Source organism: Methanomassiliicoccales archaeon LGM-DZ1 (assembly GCA_030168595.1).
Taxonomy (GTDB): domain Archaea; phylum Thermoplasmatota; class Thermoplasmata; order Methanomassiliicoccales; family Methanomethylophilaceae; genus Methanomethylophilus.
On the sequence record CP115556.1, the window covers coordinates 1,644,516 to 1,667,305 of the forward strand.

8 protein-coding genes are annotated in these 22,790 nt (G+C 60.2%); 7 read left to right on the forward strand and 1 reads right to left on the reverse strand.

The window, feature by feature from the left end:
* Nucleotides 1-58 precede the first annotated feature (58 nt).
* The 5 genes from O8W32_08170 to O8W32_08190 all read left to right on the forward strand — a co-directional run bounded on the left by O8W32_08170 (nt 59) and on the right by O8W32_08190 (nt 8,805).
* Nucleotides 59-1,417, forward strand: coding sequence for a helical backbone metal receptor (locus O8W32_08170; protein WII09136.1), 1,359 nt, complete (start codon nt 59-61; stop codon nt 1,415-1,417).
* Nucleotides 1,414-4,626, forward strand: coding sequence for an iron chelate uptake ABC transporter family permease subunit (locus O8W32_08175; protein WII09137.1), 3,213 nt, complete (start codon nt 1,414-1,416; stop codon nt 4,624-4,626). Before O8W32_08170 ends, O8W32_08175 begins: the two co-directional genes overlap by 4 nt.
* Nucleotides 4,619-5,425 carry an ABC transporter ATP-binding protein gene (locus O8W32_08180; GenBank protein WII09138.1) on the forward strand — a complete coding sequence of 269 codons (807 nt, stop codon included), beginning with the start codon at nt 4,619-4,621 and terminating at the stop codon, nt 5,423-5,425. The genes O8W32_08175 and O8W32_08180 overlap by 8 nt, the downstream gene beginning before the upstream one ends.
* Nucleotides 5,426-5,510: 85 nt before the next feature.
* Nucleotides 5,511-6,200, forward strand: coding sequence for a hypothetical protein (locus O8W32_08185; protein ID WII09139.1), 690 nt, complete (start codon nt 5,511-5,513; stop codon nt 6,198-6,200).
* Nucleotides 6,201-6,702: 502 nt separating this feature from the next.
* Nucleotides 6,703-8,805: an acetate--CoA ligase family protein gene (locus O8W32_08190; GenBank protein ID WII09140.1), complete on the forward strand. Its 2,103-nt coding sequence runs from the start codon at nt 6,703-6,705 to the stop codon at nt 8,803-8,805.
* Nucleotides 8,806-9,091: 286 nt separating this feature from the next.
* Here O8W32_08190 and O8W32_08195 read toward each other — a convergent pair whose 3' ends face one another.
* Nucleotides 9,092-9,766: a hypothetical protein gene (locus O8W32_08195; protein ID WII09141.1), complete on the reverse strand. Its 675-nt coding sequence runs from the start codon at nt 9,764-9,766 to the stop codon at nt 9,092-9,094.
* Between the two features lie 937 nt (nt 9,767-10,703).
* Between O8W32_08195 and O8W32_08200 the strand changes: the two genes are divergently transcribed.
* Complete coding sequence (locus O8W32_08200) at nt 10,704-20,564, forward strand: InlB B-repeat-containing protein (GenBank protein WII09142.1); 9,861 nt, start codon at nt 10,704-10,706, stop codon at nt 20,562-20,564.
* Between the two features lie 9 nt (nt 20,565-20,573).
* A complete protein-coding gene (locus O8W32_08205) occupies nt 20,574-22,712 on the forward strand; it encodes a leucine-rich repeat protein (protein ID WII09143.1) in 2,139 nt (712 codons plus the stop codon).
* The last annotated feature ends 78 nt before the right edge of the window (nt 22,713-22,790 follow it).

Consider the following 22,790-nt stretch of genomic DNA (forward strand, 5'->3'; position numbering starts at 1 on the left):
GTTTTAAGGGAACAGGCCCGGGGCCTATAGGTCCCGGCCCCAGTTCCGGAGTGATATCATGGAGGGGACCCTGTGGAAGACCGTTCTGACCGTTGCGCTCCTTCTGACGGGATGCGCCGTCGGCGTAGCAGCCGTTCCGCACTCCTCCGCATCGTATGCCGCAGGGATCATCCTGGATTTCGGCGGCTATGACATCGATTACATGGGCCTCGAAGATTCCGGGGAGAACGCCGTCTCGGCGCTGGACAGCATCTGCGCCGGCAAAGGTTACGAGGTCGTGTATTCTGAAGGCTCGTCCGTGCCGTCGTCGGTGAACTCCCTGCCGGCTTCCGGGTCATCGGCATCATGGTCGCTCTTCGTCACATATACAGGCGATACAGGATGGACCAGATGGTCCGGGGATCCCGCCGATGTCTCCGTGGGGGACTTCGCGGCGGTCTGCTGGGGCCTCTGCGGCGAGGGGGAATACCCGACGCCCGGCGTCGATGCGACCGGCACATGCTACTACGGTTACGGGCAGTGCATGCGCATCGTCTCCATGTCGCCGTCCTGCACCGAGACCATCGCCGCCGCCGGCGCCGAGGGCCTGATAGTGGCCACGGACAGTTACAGCAACTATCCTGTGTCTGTAACCGAAGGGAAGAAGAACGGTTCCATATCCGAGATCGGAGGGTACACCAACCCGAGCTTCGAGACGGTCGCGGCCCAGAACCCTGACCTGGTGATAGGCATGGGGGACCAGTCCGTGCATCTGTCGATCATCGGCAAGATGCGCACCCAGGGCGTGAACTGCCTTGCGGTCTACGATGCGTCCACGGTCGAGGAGATCGAGGTCAACACCTACATGATCGGCGTAGCATGCGGCTACGAGATGCATTCGGTCCAGACCATCGGCCAGATACAGGATGCCCTCGACGAGCTGGCGTCCCTGGTCTCGGCCGGTTCTACTGACTCAGGCGTCATGGTCGCCCTCTCATCGGCCAAGTCGCCGTGGGTGGCGGGAGGCAGCACGTACGTGTCGGACGTCATCGCGCGCGCCGCATGCAGCAATGTTTACTCCAGTCTCAGAGGCTGGGTCCAGGTGAACAGCGAAACGGTGGCCGAATACAATCCGAAGTGCATAATCGTGGTATCGTCGGACTACGAATGCTCCGAGAGCGGCTACAGCAAGATGCTGAGCTCCCTGAGCGCAGAATGGCGGAGCACCGATGCCTATGCGGACGGGAACATCTATCTGCTGACGGACGGGGCCACGGACCTGGCCTCCAGGCCGTCCACGCGCATAGCGCAGTTCGAGGAACTTATGTGCAGGATCCTCCAGCCCGCTATATTCACTGACATAGAGATCCCGCATTGGATCGGGGATGATTACACGGACTATCTGACATATACAGCAGAGCTGGGATTCGCATCATGAACGGCCGGCGCCTGGCCGCCGTATTGGCGGTCCTGGCGGTCATACTGTCCGGCGCGGCCGTGCAGGCATCGCAGGGCTCCGATGCGGACACGGGCCTCTGGGTCCTCATCGACGAGGGCGACGGCGACACGTATTGGGCCGCCGCCGACCAGACCCAGACGACGGTCGGAGGGGTCCTGCAGTCGGCGGCCGAGAGCCTCGGCCTGGAGTACTCGGCAAGCGGCGGCGCCGTCACCGTCGGCGGCATGAGCGAGGTAACGGTGGGCGGATCGGAGCATTCCGAGACCAGCTCATGGAGGTACTATGTCTGGGACTCCTCCGGGGAATGGACGGACATGACCTCATCATCGTTCCTGTCAGAGGCCCCTGCCGCATCCAGCGTCGCGCTGGGATTCTATCCGGCCGGCACCGTCCCCACCGAGACCCCAGACGACATGTCCTCTTGGACCATGATCCGCGGGAACTCATCGCTCACCAAGGTCCAGGGAGGGGACGACACCTCCGGGTCCGGCCCGGCCACCGCGATGTCCAAATCCCTGGGGCAGAACTTCGTCGACGCCAATCCCCTCATAGCCCGCGGATGCGTCTACGTGGTCTACGGCGGATATTACAGCGGGGACAGCATGCCCACGCTCTACTGCTTCGACAGGTACACCGGCGCCGAGAAATGGCATGTGTCCTCGCCCGAAGGCGTCGGTTACGAGACCCAGACAGGTGCCATCGCCGGAAACTACTACTATTGGCCGGTCACCAACGGCCACATCCTGAAGGTCCCCCTGTCCGGCCCCGGCACCGAGAGCTACACGGTGGAGGTATCCTCGGTGCTGACGGGTTCCTCAGGCTCCCTGACGGTCAGCGCCGTAGAGTACAAGCTCAGCTCGGGATCGTCGTATGTCTCGGCGGAGAAGGAGGAAAGGGACACCGACGTGTTCATCATCCCGGCGGAGATCGGATCCGCCTATGACATCAATGTGACGTCGGACGGCACGGTCTACCATGGGACCGTGACAGTATCGTCCTCATCCAAGGGCGGGGTATCGGTCTCCTTCGACGGAGACTCGATCAAATCCTATACGGACAGCACCGCCCCCGCATACAGCGACGTCAGCAGCGCCTATGTGATGAAGAAGTTCGCCGCCTTCGACAGCTCCCGCACCATAGAAGGGCGCTCGATGTACGCCACCGGCGTTGCATCCATCACCGTGTGGGGAGGCGCCCTGTTCTTCGGCACCTCCAGCGGCTACACCTATGCCATGGACTTCGACCTGAACGTCCTGTGGAGGACGGACACCCTGGGCCAGAACTACTACGACTGCCCCTCGGTCTCCGGCGGGAACGTCTATCTGGGGAACTACAACGGGCAGCTTTACGTCCTGGACGCCGCCACCGGCGATGTGAAGGCCAGTGCCAGCATAGCATCGTATGCTTCCAAGGTCTACGGCAGCGGCGGGAGGGTATGCTCTCCTGTCGCCGTCGGGGACCTCATCTTCATGAGCGTCTCGGACGGGCTGGGGATGAACAGCGTCCAGGGAGGGCTGCGCGTGTACAGGTTCGACGGCTCGTCCCTGACGGAGGTCCTCAGCGACGACTCCGTCGGCCTGTCGTCCACCTTCATGACCTATGTCAGCTCCGAGGACGGCTCCTGGGTCTATTTCCTGTGCGACAAGGGCCTCTGCAGGGTCTCCGCCGACGGGAGCGGGGCTGCGGAGACCGTGGATTCCGATGTCAGCGGGATCCGCGGCTCGCCCGTGAACGTCGGCGGGAAATACCTGGTGTACCAGGACTATGCTTTCAGCAGGAACGGCAGCGGAGGGACAATCCATGTGGTCTCATTGGACGGGGAGGAGGTCGGCAGCATATCCCGTCCGTCCGACATCGACCAGTGGACGATGACCTCGGTGCTGGTATGCGGGAGCATGATATACATCGGCACCGACGGAGGATTCGCGATCCTGGAGTCCGACCTGACCGTGGGGGTATCGTCCGCGGGGGACAGCGGGGGCCTGCCGGGCTGGGCCATCTGGGCCGCGATCATCCTCATCGCGCTGGCGGCGCTGGCGGCGACGGTCATCCTGCTGGCGCGCAGGGCCGGGAAGCCTCCGGGGAAGTACCTGTCGGAGAAGCTCGGGGAGATGAGCGGGTTCCGCAACGAAGCCCTCTCCAAGACCGCGGCGAACAAGCGCCGCCTGCTCTTCGTCCTCATCCTGGGCACGGCCCTGGCCGCCGCCGCGTTCCTCTGCTGCCTAGCCTTCGGCCCGTCCCACAGCATGTCGCTGTCCGAGGCGGCCGGCAACCTGGTCTCGGCCATAGACAAAGGCGGGAAAGGGCTGACCAATGACGAGCTCTATGTCTACGAGTCACGCCTGCCCAGGGCCATCGCCGCCATGGCGGTGGGCATGGGCCTCTCGGTCGCAGGGTGCATGTACCAGGCGGTCATCAGGAACCCGCTCGTCGACCCGTACATAATGGGAGTGTCCTCCGGGGCCGGGACCTTCGCGGTGGCCGCCATCGCCAGCGGGTTCACCCTCTGGGGGCTGCTCAGCAGCTCGAACTTCATGGTGCCAGTCCTCGCCGTGATCGGGGGCCTGCTGGCCTTCGGCCTCACGATGCTCATCGCCGTCCTGGCCGGGAGGACCTCGACGTCGTACGTCCTGGCCGGAGTGGTCATCGGGCTGGCATTCTCATCGATCCAGACGGTGATACTGACCACTTCCGATTCCGAGGACCTGCAGAACGCGGTCTCCTGGCTGTACGGAAGCTTCACATCCGTCGACTGGGACAATGTCTGGCTCATATTCTTCCCGACGGCCTTCATGTGCGCCGCCTCTCTCCTCTGGGCCAAGGAGCTCAACCTGGTCCTCCTGGGGGACGACAACGCCCAGCAGATGGGGCTCAACGTCAGGAGGTTCGATGCGGGGATGCTGATCCTGGCGTCGGTGCTGACATCGGTCTGCGTGGCCTTCGTCGGCATCATAGGCTTCGTCGGTATGGTCGTTCCCCACATCTGCAGGATGATCCTGGGAAGCGACCATCGCCTGGTGCTGCCGGCGTCCATCGTGCTGGGGGCGGCCATGATGCTCCTGGCCGACCTTCTCGCCAGGATGATCATGATCCCGCAGGAGCTGCCGGTGGGGGCCATCACCACGGTGATCGGCGTCCCGCTGTTCGCCTACCTGCTCATCAAAAGGGGGAAGATGTACAGTGGATGAGGTAAAGGCCCCGTTGCTGGAGGTCAGGGACCTGTGCAAGACGTACGAGAACGGCTACAGGGCGGTGGACGGAGTGTCGTTCAGCCTGCCGGAGGGGCGCCTGGTCGGGCTCATCGGGCCCAACGGGTGCGGGAAGTCCACCATGATGAAGTGCATCAACAAGATGCACCAGATCACCTCCGGGGACGTCCTCATCGACGGGGTATCCGTGAAGGGCCAGACCCCGAAGCAGATATCGAAGCAGGTGGCGAACGTCCCTGCCGAGCTTAAGAACAGCTTCGGCCTCTCGGTGTCAGATACGGTCATGCTCGGGCGCTATCCCTACCTGAGGAACCTGTGGTGGGAGACCGACGAGGATGAGACTGAGGCGGTCGACGCCATGAAGAAGTTCGGCGTCTACGGCCTCCGCGACCGCAGGATCGACATGCTGTCCTCCGGCGAGAGGCAGAGGGTGCTCATCGCGAAGGCCTATGTGCAGAAGCCGAGGCTTATGCTTGTCGACGAGCCCACGTCGCACCTCGACATGAAGTACAAGCTCAATGTGATGGAGTACCTCAAGGGACTCACGGGCGGCAACATGACCGTCCTCGTCGCCGAGCACGACATCTCCCTCATGGCGAGGTACTGCGACATATGCCTCATAATGAAGAAAGGGCATCTGGTGGCCTCCGGCGATCCCAAGAAGGTCATCACCGAGGACCTGATCCGCGACGTCTACGACGTGGAGGCGACCGTCGGCCTCGACCGCGAGGGCGAGATCTACGTGCTGCCGAAGAGGTACGTCGGGAAGGACTTCTGACCGTTGCCGCTGACTGCCGCATCCCCCGTTCATAAACCGTCCTGAACACTCCTCTTCCGCGCCCTGAGCGGTGCGGAGAGAGCCAATGAACGACAATGAAGAGCTGACCGCGGTCTTCGCGGAGGTCGGTAAGAAGTACGGGTTCGAGACGGTGAAGGCGGAGTTCATGTCCTGCCGCGATTTCAAGGTCAGGTGGCAGATGAGCTACCGCTGGGCCGATTTCAAGGTGTCGGACTACATGCGCAATGCCCCGCGCGAGGCAGTTGAGAGCCTGGCCAACACCATCTTCGGGAAGATGGTGAGCGGTGAGGACAGCGTCTACGAGAAGATCATAATCGATTACGTCTCGTCCCCGAAGTTCGTCGAGACGTACCAGCCGCTGTACCTCAGGAGGAACAGGGACCTGACGCATTCGCCCCTGGGGAAGAACAGGGACCTCGGGGAAGCGTACGAGCGCCTGATCGGGCTCGGGCTGGTCGAGCGCGACCCTGCGGTGTGCCTGACGTGGACCAAGGAGCCGATACCGACGGGGAGGGCCGCCAGGTGCTCGGTGCTGATGAAGGTCGTGGCGGTCTCCTCCCTGCTCGACGACCCGAACATCCCGGAGGAGTGCCTTGATTACGCACTCTACACGGAACTATGCAGGATCTCCATCGGCTTCGACCCGAACGGGGACAGGAACCGCCTGCTGATGCCGAAGCTCACCGAGAAGTACGGCAGGGAGAGGTCGAAGGAGGCATCTGACGGGCTGAAAGCGGTCCAGATGTACGTATGACGGTGCCGGGCCGCAGATGCACGGATGCCGGAGAACGCCCGGGACGGGCAGAAGTGTCCCCCGGGCGCTAACACGCCTTTTCACGGCCCGCTGTAACGGCGGTCTCCGGGCACTGACGTACGCCGGGGGTATGTGTCGGACCCTGCGTTGGCCTCCGGTCATCGTCCGCGGCGTCACGCCGCAACTACCGCAGGAGCCCAATACGAGATTGGGACAGGGCCTCTGTCGGCCGCCCCGTACGCGTTGCGTTCACTGATCGCGCACCCCGGTCAGGGCGGTACAGTATTCCATCCGCAGGCGCGTATAATACCGTATCCTACGACGATGGACGTACAAAAGGTTCGTCGATAATGCCTGCAATACGTCAAATGTCCGAATTCGAAAATTTAACCGCCCAATTATTACGAAAAACGTGGAAACACTGCAGAAATAAGGCTTATTTTTTCGAATTTCACAGTCTAATTGATTAGCCTTATTAATGAGAAGTTTATACTGCCGATTTATGATAGAATTCCTCAACCCAGAAGGAGTTGCCGTCATAGGCGCATCCGACAACCCCTCCAAACTAGGGGGGATGCTCGTCAAGAACATGCTGAACGCGGGTTACGACCCAGAGAAGCTCTACCCCATAAATCCCAAGGGAGGCATGATCCAGGGAGTAAAGGCGTACGCTTCCCTTGCCGACGTGCCGGCCGACAGGAAGATCGACCTGGCCGTGGTCGCGGTGAAGAACACCTTCGTTCTCCAGGCCCTCAGGGACTGCGCGGCGCGCGGAGTGCACTGCATGAGCATCCTCACCGCGGGGTTCAAAGAGGACTCCCCCGAGGGAGCGAAACTGGAGAAGGAGCTCCTGGCCGAGGCCAAGGCGAACGGCATCCGCATCTGCGGCCCTAACTGCTTCGGCGGCATGAACATCAGGAACCACGTCAACTACACGTTCTCGCACCTCCTCCCCCAGCCCGGGAACATCTCCATCATGTCCCAGTCCGGGGCCGTCGGGTCGTCCATCCTCGACTGGTCCTGCGCTAACGGAGTGGGGCTTGCCAACTTCGTGACCTTCGGGAACAAATGCGACCTCGACGAGGCCGACTTCCTGAAGTACTTCTCCGAGGATCCCAACACCAAGGTCATCGGGATCTACGCCGAGGGCATCGCGAACGGGGAGAAGTTCATCTCCGCGGTCGAGAACATGCCCGTGAAGAAGCCCATCGTCATCTTCAAATCGGGCAAGACCGCGGCCGGTTCCAAGGCCGCCTCGTCCCACACGGGGTCCATCGCGGGCTCGGACGCCGTCAACAACGTCGTCTTCAAGAAGCTCAACATCCACAGGGCATTCGACCTCGACGAGCTGTTCGACGCGCTCCTCGTGTTCTCCTGCTGCAGCCCCATGAAGCAGGACGGTATAGGCATCATCACCAACGCCGGCGGACTGGGCGTCATGTCCGCCGACGCCGCCTACAGCGCCAAATGCGTCAGGGCCGCCAAGCTCTCCGACGAGACCATCGCGGAGCTCCACAAGGTCCTTCCCAAGCTTGCCGGCGTCACCAACCCCATCGACATCAGGGGAGACGCGCAGCCTGAGGACTTCGAGATCGCCATCAACACCGTCATGCAGGACAAGGACGTCGGCGGGCTCGTCATCATGGGGTCCCCGCTCGACACCGCCGACCTCGTCTCCGTCGCCAAGCTCCTCGTCAGGATCATGGACGACATCCCCTACCCGACGACGGTCTGCTTCGCCGGAGGGTCGAAGTGCGAGGAGGCCGATGCCATCCTCAGGAAAGGCAAGTTCCCGTGCTACCCCACCCCCGACAGGGCCGTCCGCGCCCTCGACATCCTCAGGCAGTACAACATCGGCCTGGACCAGGACAACGACGCCCTCAGGGTGCCCAAGGTCAACGGCCGCTCGAAGGTCAAGGCGGTCATCGACAGGGCCTACGCCGACGGAAGGCACACGCTCACCGAGTCGGAGGGCAAGGAGATCTTCAACGCTTACGGCATCCCGACCCCCGGAGAGGCCACCGTCAAGTCCGAGCAGGAGGCGGCCGAAGCCTGCAACAGGATCGGCTACCCGACCGTCATGAAGATCGTCTCCCCTGACATCCAGCACAAGACCGATGTCGGAGGCGTCGTCGTCGGCGTGGCCGACGAGGCCGCGGCCCGCGCCGCCTACAACAGGATCATGTCCTCCTGCAAGAAGAACGCCCCCAAGGCCCGCCTCGACGGCGTCTCCGTGCAGCAGATGGTCTCCGGGCAGGAGGTCATCCTGTCCATGATGAGGGACCCGCAGTTCGGTCCCGTCGTGTCCTTCGGGCTCGGCGGGATCTACGTCGAGATCCTCAGGGAGATATCCCAGATGCACGTCCCGATGTCGGAGCAGCAGCTCGAGGAGATGATCACCTCCACGAAGGCTTACAAGCTGCTCTCGGGCGCCAGGGGAATGCCCGTGGCGGACATCGACTCCATCAAGGACGTCATCAAGAGGCTCGTCCTCATCGCCCAGGAGAACCCCGAGATCACCGAGCTCGAGATCAACCCCGTGCTCGTGGGCCTCAAGGGCAAGGGCTGCTGGGCGGTCGACTGCCTCTGCAACCTGAAGCACTGAAACGAAACATTTTGGCCGGGGTCATCCCCCGGCGATTTTCACATACTCAGACCGCCTTCGGGCCGCGTCTGCTGTCCCTGTTGCGTGCCGGAAGCACGTTCGATGCAGGACTGTACAGGCAAAATGGTCTGTATCTTGCTCTCGGTCTGCAGGAACCGATCGATATCGATGTCTCTGAATACTTATTGCTGCCCGGCAGTTAATTCATAATGTGCCAGCATGCAGAAATCATGTCAGAATCGTTCAGTGCAGAATGCTGCTCTGCAGTCTCAGGGCCAGCGACTCTTCAGGCGGAGGAAAGAGACGTCCAGGATGCCATTAGGTGGATGGTCAGCCCGCTGGTCGAAAGCAGGTCTGAGACAGTCTGGCCGCTGCTGGTGCCTCCGCTGCTGATCACGGTCACGCCGTCGGTTCCGGTGAAAACATCATAGCAGCCTACCTCGTAGCCGCTGATAGCCAGAACCCATTGGTTCACAGAGTTTGAATCGCTGATGCTGTTGGTCAGTTCGTATTGCAGTTTGGGTGCATCCCTGTAGAGGACGATATCGCTGCTGTAGTTGCTGAATTTGAGCGTGACGGATTTTATCCCTGCGCCGCTGTTGGCATTATCTGACTCATGGTCTATGGTGAAATATCCGTACAGGTAGGCACCCGGGTCTTCTCCGGTGTCCTTGTTAGATTCTATGCTTATCGAATATCCGCCGTTCGCAGGTATGAGCTGGAATGATGTCGGCGTGGAATCAACGGCGCTCCAGTAATTTTCATTGAACGTCAGGCTTGAAGCTGTTGATGCATCGCCGCTCCCGGAGATCTCCAGAAAACTCAGGCCGATATAATCCGAGTTCACAGAGTTGCTGTTGTTGGTGACGCTGGATGTCAGGGCGTAAGCGGAGGGTATAGCTACAGCTGCCGCCAATACGATTGCAGCAACTGCAAGCAAACCCGTTGTCCTCCTGTTCATTATTAACGCTCCTTTTCCGAATCCGCAAGAATCCTTACTCTGAGTAAAAGCGATTACTGCATTTCGATTTAAATTAGTATGATGGCTCAGCCGGTTCGATGGATTCTTTCCTCAGTTTGCGCTATCCGCATAGAAAGGGCAGGATGGATTTTCTTGATGAGCCGTACCTGATGCCTGCATATGCTTCGTTCATGTCTCTTCTTTATTGTGTTGCCCACGTTCAGGTGTTTGTATCAGGTTAATATTTTTATAAAAAGAAAGAACAACTTCTTCGTTCAACAGACGAGAGCAATCGCATATCTGGCACGGAATGTTCATTATGTCCAATTACAGTCGCAAGGCAACAGGAGTCGGAAGGATTGACCGTAAGAAGACGCTGTTCGCGCTTTTCGCTGTCATCATAATGCTGCTGTCATCCGCAGCGATCCTCGGCGGGAGCTCTGCTTCCGATGAAAGCTCCGGAAGCAGCAGTTCGGTGCATTCCATAACCTACTACGAAGATGAAGCGAGCCTCAACAGCAACACTAACGGAGTGACGGTGGAATACGACGGCATCGCATCCACCGAGTACAACCCGGCTTACAGCGATGTGTTCAAGAACTCAGGCTGGAGCAAGCTCAAGCTTAGCGAAACGACGAGCGTCGGTAGCATAACGTCCAAAACCGTTTCGAGTTACAAAATCAATGTTACTGTGCCTCTGAGTGAAGGTATAACACTGGATCTTTCCGACTGGAAAATTTCCGGAACAATTACTGCTGCTAAAGCAGAGTTGTATAGCCGGTACCCGGGTTATTGTACTTCAAGTCCAACTGTTAGTAGTGACAATGTTATCACATATTCACCAGCTACTTACTATGATGGTAGCAAATACAGCGGAAACGCTACAGCCACTGCTACTATCACAATATCGCGCTTAACCACGCCCTCGTCAATATCTGTGCCTTATGTTTTCTGCGGCTGGACTTCCGACGGTTCGGACCTGATCTACCCGGGAGATGTCGTTGACAAGAGCATAAGTAAGCTCTATGCGAAATGGGCCACGCCGGATGTGTTCCTGTATTCATCTCTTACGCCGGCTTCCGGAAGCACGCTCAGCGGCAAACCTGCATCGCCGACATATGCCACATATATGCTTCCGATCAACAGCAACGGCGGATATACGAGTTACAGTTCGATACAGTATTCGGACGGCCGTACCGAGCCTACGATGTTCACCACGATCTATGAGATCAACGGGGCGTTTCCAACCAATCTCAGTACTGGAACATACCGTTCCAACGATCCGGATGCCACTGTCAATTGGAATAAAACAGTATACTGTGATGGAGACGTGATCATCGACAGCGTGCATCTCAACTGCTCCGCCAGCGGAGACCACGGAGATCCTCATTATAGGAGTTATCCGCTGTTTGCGAATGGACATCGCCTCATCCTCGGTACAGGCCTCGATGCCACCAGCGGATACCGGATGCAGGTCTTCGGGGGATTGAGCAGCGGGACACTGGATTCAGCTATCGAAACAGGGAAATCCATCGTTTCATACGATGACGGTCCGAACGGTCTGAACGGGAAAATCTTCGACATAGGCACGTTCCTGATCGTCCACAGCGGAACATATTACAGTATCGGGGCTGTGGGATGGTGCAATCTCGGCACATCTGGCAGTCCGCTCTCGTCATACATGGTGCTGAAAGGAGGAACCATAACCGACACTGTCGTCGGAGGAAGTTCGAGGACCATATGGGGCGCTGTCAACCGTTCTATATCCGACAGCAACAAAGACCAGCTTTTGGGAGGGACGTTCACATATGTCACCGGCGCCAAAATGACCGGGGACACCTGGGAAGAAAGCAAACTGGGCTATGCCAGCGTCGGCGATAACAGGACCGAGTCATCGATCCTCGAGGGCGGACCCGGAGGTTCGGGCGGCAAGGGGGCCGTGTACGGCGCGGCTCACACCTTCATCACTGATAAGGCCAAGCTGTGGGATGCTCAGGCCGGAGGAAGAAGAGGAGATTCCACTACCCAGTTCGCGTATATGGAGATCAGTGGCTCAGCTGTAATCAGCCATATAGCATGCGGTACCATCACCGACGGTAACAGCAGCTCCGGGAATCGTGACTCGGTCGGCAATGTCAAGATCGCCACCTATGACAATTGCAAGGTCGGGATGCTCTTCGGAGCAGGTTATGACACATGGGCGTACCCTAACTACACCAGTATGCTGAGCGGAACCATCGATGTTGAGATCAACGGCGGGACGATCGGCTATGTGTACGGCGGAGGCTACAGAGGTTCCGTAGGTACTTCATCCAGCAATGTGGCCATCAAGGTCGCCGTCAACGGCGGGACGGTCCTCAAGGATGTCTACGGGGGCGGGAGGGGAGGAGTGGACAAGATCCTCCACAACGCAAGTACCGGGGCCAGGGAGGGCAGTTCCTCATATTGGAACTCCATGGGAAAATCCTATGTGTACGGCACGGTCAGCGTCCTCATCGCCGGCGGGACCGTCGGAGGCAATGTGTACGGCGGCGGGGAATCGCTTCCCAGGCTGTCCGGTTACAACGCCGAGGGTGGCATCAATGTTGCATCGGTCATAGGCAGCACGAGCGTGACCGTCACCGGAGGGGAGATCAAAGGGAGCGTTTACGGAGCCGGAAAGGGAGTGACTATCGACAGTTTCTCCGCTCAATCTAATTCCGGCACTGTGACCTACTCTGGCACAGTTCCGGGGACGACCGACGGAGGGAACTATTCCCAATCATATGTCGTCAACAGTTCCGGGAATTACATTTGGCTCGACTGGTTCTCTGGATTCACTCCCACATACGACACCAGCATCATTGAGAGGTACCTAGAGTTCGCCAAGGTCGAGGGGAGCTCCAGCGTCAACGTGTCCGGCGGGACCATAGGAGGAAGCGTCTACGGCGGCGGCGCATACGGAAGGATCACCGGAGATGCCAGGGTAGCGATCTCTGGAGGTTCCATCGGAGGAAGCGTCTACGGCGGCGCCATCGGCCACAGCGGGATCACCGCGGTGGAAGGAGACAGGTACATCGACGTCAGCGGGACCGCGACGATCACGGACAACATCTACGGCGGGACTGCGTACGGGAATGACGGGGTCAGCGAAAAATTCGACGAATCCGATGCGACGATCTGCATTCAATCCGGCTCCATCGGGGGCTCCCTGTTCGGAGGAGGCTTCCAGGGAACCACTTACGGTGATGTCAAGATATACATCGGATACAGGGTCAGCGATCATTTCAGGCTGGAAAGCACCGATGACAGGACAACCATAACCATAGGGGGATCTGTCTACATCGGGGGAGATGTAGGAGAGATCGGCGAGAACGATACTCCGTATACCCAGTACCTCGTCATGGGAGGAGGGAACCTCAGCATCTTCGGTGCATATTCCGACATCTCCATAAGCGGAAGCCTAATGGGCAGCGGGAACGCCTGCCTCACCAAGGGAAATACTGTCATCTACTGCGACCGTTTCATCAATCTCAGCGAGATGCATGCGATCCACCGTGCCACCACTGTCACCCTGTCCGGAACGATGATCACGCTGAAGGGAAGGGGGACTGTCGACGCTAATTCGGCGGATTCGCTCTATTCTCTGTTCATGATCGTCACGCTGCAGCTGAGGGATTCCTCGGTCATCACGCTCGACAGTGCGGTGGACGCCGTGACGGACTATTACAGCCAGAACAAGGACGGCAATCCGACCACTCCCTCGTCCCCTTCCAACAAGATCATCATCGGAAGCGGCAACTCGTTGACCATAAGGGGGGCCGGCAGCTACGGCTCCTCGTACGGCACCGTGTCCGGATACACCGTCCTGTCTGTCAGCAGCAGCGACGGCGGTTACGGGGTCTGCGTCCTCGGGAGCACCGCCTCCTCAGGAGGTTTCGTGGCCACCAGGAACGGTACCTATGTGCAGGCCGACTTCATGGACGTCTCGGATTACTGCAGATGCTGGTTCATCTCCGGTACCATCACGAGCGCCCAGTCGGTCAGGCTCAGCTACACGTCCGGAACGGCATCCGAATCCGTGGACTTCTCCATCATCAAACTGCGCTCCGATACCGTCCTCAGGTACATGGGAGGCTCCTTCGTAACGGCGAACACCGCTTACAGCCTGGTGGAGACCCCGTCGGAAACGAACCAGTTCGGTGTATCCATCGTCAGCAGCACCAGCTCCGAATCAGAAAGCGTGAATGTTGTGCCTCACGCATCCGATTCCAAAATCGGAACGATACTCCCGACTGATTCGCAGAACCCAACCCTCAGCGTCACCGTGAGCGGGATCTTCGGGGACGAATCGCACCACATCGGATACTGCACGATATACCTCCAGGAAGCGAGCGCCATCTCGTACGTCGGGGACGACGGCAGCGAATCTACCAGCTACGTGCTCACCAACAGCATCCAGCTGACGGTCGAGATATACACCGAGGGCAGCGGGACCAATCTTGAGAATGATTCTGTCACCATCGGGGCCGTCCACGGTTCCGGTTCCGGGGACATCATGATACCCAGCAAGCTGAACGGCTACACTGTCGCCGTCGAAAGCGTCAGCTCCCCCGACGGATCGGGCTCGACGCTCACCATCGCGGCCGAGATGAACCTCGACAACACCTCCGGATGGAGCAGCACGAGCAGCGCCTTCCAGATCAGCCCGTCTCTCGAAGGGAGCACCCTCGGGGAGCTCAACGGAGGATACACAGCCAGGCTGGTCTTCTCGGTCACAGGGTTCGACAGCACCGAGAGCGAGGTCTACACCGTGGTCCTGTCGCTGAGCTACGAGGGCACCGTGAGAACGGTCACCGTCACGGTCACCGTCCAGGCGCTCGCCGATATCAACGTCACCTTCGTCGATATGAGGCAGGATTCCGAGGTCATCTACGCGTTCCCGTACGGAACGGTGATAACCGAGGCCGACTGCCCTCCGACACTTAGCAATTTCATCGGCTGGTACTATGAGTCGTCCTTCGAGAGCGTCTACAGCTACAGCACTCCCCTGACCGCGGATACGACGCTGTACGCCAGGTACATGCTCACCGTCACCTTCGACAGCCAGGACGGGACCGTCGCGCAGATGTACGTGGCGGACAGCGAAGGAGGGACCCTCATCACCGCTCCTTCCGATCCTTCCAGGGAGGGATACACCTTCAGCGGATGGTACACCGAGAAGGACTGCATCAACAAGTGGGATTTCACCCTCGACAAGGTCGTCCGCAGCATGACCCTGTACGCAGGATGGGTCGGCCAGGACATCACCGTCACGTTCACGTACAACGGCACCCAGATCACAGACTCAGGCACTGCTTACACGGCCACCGTTCAGTACGGTTCCGTGTTCGGAGTCCTGGACGAGGCCAAGTCCTCCGCAGAGCACAAGGACGTCACGATACTGGCCGCCGCCGAGAGCATCCTCAGGACGAACTACCTCAACAACGGCGAGATGTTCATCCGCTGGCAGGCGGAGGTCTCGGACAGCGTGACCATACCCATCTATGATGATACAACGGTCGACGTGAACGTCATCCCCAGGGTCGACGGCGCCATATCGTCGACGGTCAACCTCATCGCCGTCACCTCGGACGTCGCCCTGCAGGTCACCATGGACGGCAACTCCAGCGATCTCACCACGAATGTCTCCGCCCCGGTATCGTTCCTGGTGTACCCCGACAGCGATTCCTTGCTGTCAGACTCCTCAGGTTCCTATTGGGAGTTCGTTTTCAACCTCAACGATGCGACCCGCTCGGGATGGCTCCTCGCAGGCTGGTCCGAGTCGAAGGATGCTCAGCCCGACGATGATGACACCTATGGGAACGGAACCTCCGTGACCGTCAAGGTCTATGTCACGGACGCGAGCGGCAACGCGATCGACAGCCCGAACTACGAGAGGACCTACTATGCCGTGTGGGACCACATCCCGTACACGGTGACGATCATGGAGAGCTCCCACGGGACCATCGACGCTTATTACAACGGCGTGTCTGGGAGCACTTTCACCGCATACTACGGCGACCGCATCTCCCTGAGGTTCACCCCGTACAGCGGCCAGGAGCTCGCCAGATGGGTCATCAGCGGAGAGGGGACGATCCCCGATGACCAGATAAGCTCGTCCAGCGCGACTCTGATCGTCACCGGAGACTGCGCCGTGTACGCCAACACCGTAGGGCCCCAGATCGTGCAGCTGTACGTGTCGTTCAACGGCGGAGAGCAGATCGACAGCCCGCCCCGCGCCATGCTCAGCACCGACGGCGTGACCGCCGCGGATAACGTCCAGGACGGCTTCTGGAACACGAGCAGGAACTGCTACCAGTACCAGATAATCACCGACACCGGCGACTACTACATCTGCCTCGAGGGAAAGAACGGGACGCTGTACAGCTTCGGCCAGATCACCGTCGGCGTCAACGGGAACTCCCAATCGCTGGACGTCCTCACCGTCACCGACAATATCACGGATGCGGACGGGGGGCACAGCTCCGTCAGCGAGTACATCTCGCCCGGATCGGATGTCAACCTGACGGTCCTCGCAGGGTACGGGTACAGCATCAGCTATGCCATCGGCAGCGGGGATGCCGTCGTGCTGGGGACCGGCTCGCCGGCCTCTACCGACACCCACCTGTCGTTCAACGTTCCCTCCGATACCGCAGCAGGCATCGTCCTGACCGGCACAGTGAAGGCTGCGTCTTACACCCTGAACCTGCATCTCGTCTATGACGGGACCTTCAGGGACAGCAAGGCCTACTCTGTGCCCCAGGCGACGTACACGTCCTTCAAGTTCGGGACCTCCTTCTCCACAGTGATCCCGGCGGACAGCGAGATAACCAGCAGCTCCGGGACCACCCTGACCGATGACAGCTATGCGGTCGTCGCGTGGTACCTGACCCGCACGGTATCCGGTTCCACCGTCACCTATTCGGACCCCATCGCGGCCACCAGGACCTTCGACGCCGCCCTGCTCAACAGCACCGGCGTCATCGACCTGTGGTCCAGGATCATCGACATCACGAACGAGTACCAGGTCACGGTGGAAGAGAAGGTGATGAACGTCAACGGCGTTTACGAGTCTGTTTCCGGCTCTGTCGTCGCCCATGCAGTGACCGAGGACACCTCGGGCACCGACTACAAGGATAAGATCTACTCCGGGACCTACGTCATCGGGGATTACAGCACCTTCAGCAGGAACATCAGCATCTACGCCAAGGAAGCTGACCACGGAGATGGAACCCCCAGTTACACCATAAGCGGTAACGAGATGACGTTCACCCTGCCGTGGGGATATGCCATCCTCATCGAATACGTAAGACCCAGCATCGCCGTGTCGTTCGATTTCGGCACCGGAACCGGGACCTCCGACATAACCGAAGCGTACTATGAACAGGGGATCTCTCTCCCCGATGCGACCCCGCCGGACAATTACACGTTCAGCGGATGGAGCGTTACCGTCGGCAGCAGGCAGTTCACGCTGAGCGCGGACGCCGGCACCTACACCGTCACATCGGAGGATGTCGAATCGTCCTCGATGGTGTTCACAGCCGTATACGAGCCTCAGACCGCATACACCCTGACGCTCGTCACCGAGATCGGGGCCTTCAGCAACGGATACTCCAGGATCTCGTTCACGGTCGGAGTGGGCGAGGATATACAGGGATACCTCAGCAGCACGCCCACGGTCGAGAGCGGCAGCCCGTACACGTTCAGCAGATGGTCTCCGGCGACCGTCGCGGTGATGCCCGATAACGACCTGACCTATACCGCCGTCTGGACCATCAGGACCTACACCCTCACCTTCGCAGGTGTGCCGGTGGATGAGAACGGGACTTCCGTGGACCGCGTCAGCATCAGCGCCGCGGCCGACAAGGACACCTTCGTGAGCGGGAACTCCCTGCCCTACAACACCCACGTGACCCTCACGATCAAGTTCGACACGAACTACACGCTGGGCTCCTTCTCTCCCTCTGCCTCGGTCATCGGGAGCGCGCCCTCCGAAACCGGGACGAGGACATTCACCTGGTCGTTCTTCCTGACCCAGGACACAGATATCAAGATAACACCGGAATGGGCCGGCCTGGAGCTGCAGTTCTTCCTCGTGGGCACCGACGGGACCGTCACCCACGACACCTCGCTGGACATAGCCGTCCAGAGGTACGGGGATGCCAGCTTCTCGAAGTTCACCAGGGCCGGGTACACCGACGGGAACGGGAACCTCGAGATCAAGTGGTACACCGACCGCGCATGCACCACCGAAGCGAACTGGGACGAGGCCTCCGGGAAATACACCGTGACAGGGGTCATGAGCTCGATGGCGTTCTACGCCAAGCCCGTGCCCAACACCTACACCGTGAAATACATCGATTCCGACGGAACCGAATACGGGACCCAGACGATGACCTATGATGTGCCGGCGCAGCTCTCCGGGTTCACGTATCCCGCTAAGGACGGTTACATCTTCATCGGATGGGAATACGGCTCCAAGTTCTACATCATCTACGATGTCAAGGTGCTCAATCTGACTGACACGAACGGCGGCACGGCCGAGTTCGTCGCCGTCTGGGCGGAGATACCCAGCGTGGACGTCAAGTACGACGGCACTGCGCATTCCGGATCGATCTCCGCGGACCACGGCACCGTCTACTACGGCACCGTCAACCTCACCGCCAGCAACTACGGGACCAGCGGGAGCACCACGCCCGTGGGCTATACCCAGGCAGGCACCTACACTACCTATTACTTCATCCTGTTGACCAACGAGAACAGCGGCGGCGTCGATAACCTCCACGGTTCCTTCGAAGTGAAGATCGAGAAGAGGGACGTCACCTTCACCTCCGGCAGCTCCGAGAAGAGCTGGGACGGCGAAGCTCTCACCGACCATACCGTCACGGTCTCAGGGGACGGCCTCGCTTCCGGCGATACCGTCACCTATGATTGGACCGGGACGATAACCGATGTCGGGACTGCGGAGAACACCTTTACCGTGGTATGGAGCGGGGCATCCCAGGACAACTACAACGTCACCGTGGCCTACGGGACGCTCGAAGTGCTGACCGCGTCCGGAGGCATCACGGTAAGCCCCACGTCGTACACCAAGACCTATGGGGATGCGTCGTTCAGCCTGAACGCCAAGCCCACGCAGGAAGACTCTTCCGCGACCCTTACCTATGCGTCCGGCAACGAATCCGTCGTCACCGTGGACAGCAGCGGCAACGTGACCATTGTCGGTGTCGGTTCCGCCAGGATAACCATCAACCTGAAATCAGATAATGTGACAGCAGACCCCGCCAACGTCAGCATCACCGTCAACCCGAAGGAGCTCACCGTCACCTACGATGAAAGCTACAGCAGCGGCATCTCCAAGGTTTACGACGGCAGCACTGCGGTGACCCAGGCCCTCGAGTTCGCGCTCAGCGGCATCGTGAGCGGCGATGAAGGCAATGTGTCCCTCACGGCCTCCTACGCATACACGTCCGCGAACGCGTCCGCTTCGGTGCCTGTGCGCGTGGCGCTGTCACTGACCGGCGACCGTGCAGGCAATTACACCGTCAGCGACATAACCCTCCCGGGATCGATCTCCGCGAAGACCGTCACGCTGACCTCGTCCTCCGCCAGCAAGGTGTTCGACAACACCGCCCTGACCGACAGCACCGTCACCGTCTCGCCCTCGGCGGACAGCAGCCTGTTCAGCAGCCTCAGGGCCACCGGCTCGATCACCAATGCGGGCACGGCGTCCAACACGATCGCCTACACGCTCGCTTCGGGCGTCACCGCGTCCAACTACAGCATCGTGTCCGTGCCGGGGACCCTGACGGTCACCGTCAGGTACATCGACGTCCCCGCCGCCAGCGCGGTCGAGTACACCGGGAACGCCATCTCCGCTTCCAACGCGTTCGCCGTGAGCCCGTACTACCGCGTCAGCGGCACAGGCACCGCTGTCGGGGAATACGATGCGACCCTCTCCCTGACATATGCCGGCAACACCCTCTGGAACACCGATCCGGCGACCGGGGACAACCAGACTGTGAAGTGGACCATCGCCCAGGGTACCATCAAGGCATCCGATTTCACTGTGAACACCGATGCCGAGACATACAGCGGAGCGGACATCACCAAGGAGATCTCCAGCAGCCTTACCCTCGGGACCGATTACCGTGTGGCCTACAGCGACAACCGCAATGCCGGAAGGGCCACCATCACCATCACCGGGATCGGAGGCTATGCGGGGACCGTAACCTTCAACTTCACCATCCAGCCCAAGGAGCTGACGATCGTCCTGCAGGATACGGAAGTGCCGTACGACGGGCAGGCCCATAGCATCAGCTACGAGATGGCCGGGCTTGCCGACGGCGATACGGAAGACGGGGCCGGCATGATCTTCGAGAACAACGGCCAGACGCAGCCTGGGACATACACAGTCACCCTGACAGGGCTCAGCAACACGAACTACAAGATCAGCGATAACAGCCTGAGGTCCGCGACCCTCACCATCGAGAAGTACCGCCTTATCGTGATCGCCGCCAGCGCTTTCACCAGCGTGAACGTGACCGACACGCTGAGCACCGATGCTTACACTGTGATAGGGTACAGGGGAAGCAGCCTTGCCGAAGACTTCAAGATCACCGTGAGCGGGACCCAGAGCGGATGCGGGATCTCCGAGAACACGGTGACGGTGGAGGCGCTGACCGACAGCGCGGGGCTCTACGAGATAGAAACGCACAACGGGATCCTGGCGATCTTCAAGACCGGGTACAGCTCGGTCCATATCGTCACAGCATGAGGGCAGAAGATGAGGTATGCGATCGCGGCCGTAATTGCATTGGCAGCGCTGGCGGCGGCCTTGGCCGCCCCGGCCGCGGATGCGGATGATGCAACGAGCTGTGACATCGGGGATTTCACCTATACCCTCAACACGGACAGCGGCACCGCCGAGATAACCACCTACATAGGGGAAGGCGGCGCCGTCACGTTCCCAGCGACGGCGGAATGCGGCGGGAATACCTTCACTGTCAGCTCCATAGCCGAGGGGGTCCTCGGAGAGAAGGCCTCCGCGGTCACGAGCGCGGCCATCGAATCCGAGGTTCAGTACCTCCCGGCCGGGATCTTCAGGAACTGCACCGCCCTGGAAACTGTAACCTTCCCGTCGACGGTGGCCCTGGTCCCGATCCAATGCTTCGACGGATGCACCTCCCTCAGGTCCGTGAGCCTGGGGAACATCACGATCATCAGCGATGCCGCGTTCAGAGGATGCACCGCCCTTGAATTCAGTATCCCAGAGACCGTCACTCAGATCGGCAGCGAGTCGTTCAGCGGATGCTCGGCGTTGGATGCCCAGCTCCCGTCGGGACTGGAATACCTCGGCCCCGACGCCTTCAGCGGATGCGTTTCCCTGAGCGCTGTGTTCGTCCCTGGTACAGTGAGAATCGTGGGCGCGGAGGCGTTCTACGGATGCACCGGGATAACGGATCTGACTCTGGGCGGCGGGGTCGCCAATATCCGCGACAGAGCGTTCTACGGATGCACGGGCATAGCGTCCGTGACGCTTCCGTCCACCCTTACAGCGCTGGGCAGCCAGGCGTTCGGAGGATGCTCGTCCGTGACCGGTTTTGAGTCAGACAGCTCAGCGTTCACTGTCGCGGACGGAGTGCTGTTCGATTCGGACGGAACAACGCTGATCGCCTACCCTGCGGGGAAGGATGCGGACTCCTATGCCATCCCGTCCGGCGTGGACTCCATCGAGGGGTATGCGTTCAGAATGCCGTCCTCGGCATCGCTGAAGACCATCGATGCAAGCACGCTCGCCTCCGTTCCGAGCTATTCCTTCGCAGAATGCGCATCCGCTGTCTCGATAATCCTGAACTCCTCTGTCAGCAGCATCGGCAACGGCGCCTTCTCTGGATGTGCCAGCATGACAGGCATCGACCTGGGGGACTCGCTTGCCAGGATCCCTGTCAGATGCTTCGAGGGATGCACGTCCCTCACCGAAGTGACCGTCCCGGCATCGGTCACCGAGATAAGGAGCATAGCTTTCAGCGGCACCTCGGGCCTGCGCCTCGATATCCTCTCCTCCAGGCTGAACGTCTACTCCGACGCGTTCAGCGGGGCCGAGGGGCTCAGGGTGAACACGGTCCTGGACACCTCCTCATGGGGCTCGGGGATCACCGTGAACCAGGACCTGTTCACGATGACCGTGGTCCTGACCGACGATTCCTCGTACGAGGTGCAGTTCCATGCCGGTGACGCGACCGACCTGGAGACCCCTGTCCGTGCCGGGTACGGGTTCGTGGGTTGGATCGGCAAACCGGCCGTCATGCCTGCGCAGGACATAAGCGTCTCCGCGGACTGGACTCGGAACATCTACTATCTGGCATTCGATGCCAACGGCGGCACCGGGAGCATGGAGGCCCAGACCGTCCTCTACGGGATCAACACCCCTCTGAAACCGTGCGCTTTCGACAAAAGCGACGGTGTGTTCGCCGGATGGTCTCTCACCGCCGACGGTTCAGTCGTGTACACCGACGAGGAAATGGTGACCGATGTCGCTTCCCAGCAGGGCGAGACCGTCATCCTGTACGCGGTATGGGCGGAGCCGGATTACATCATCGTCTTCAACGCGAACGGCGGAGAGGGCGAGATGGCCAACCAGAGCTTCGCCGAAGGAGTAGGGCGTATCCTCAGGCCCAACACCTTCCAGCGCGAAGGATTCACCTTCGAAGGGTGGGCCCTCACCGCCGACGGCTCCGTCGTGTACACCGACGGCCAGTTCGTGACCCCGACCTCCGACATGGTCCTGTACGCCGTATGGGGCGGCGGGGAGCCCGCGGACGGGGATTCATCGGAGTCCGCAGCCGCCATCCTCGCCGTCTTCGCCGGGACATTGATATCCGCCGCCGTGGCGGCCGTTGCATACGTGCGCCCGAGGATGTGACGGTATCCGGGCACCCAGGCACGGCCCGGTCCGGACCGTGCCGGCCTGCATCCGCCGTCCCTTTCTTCCCTTTATTTA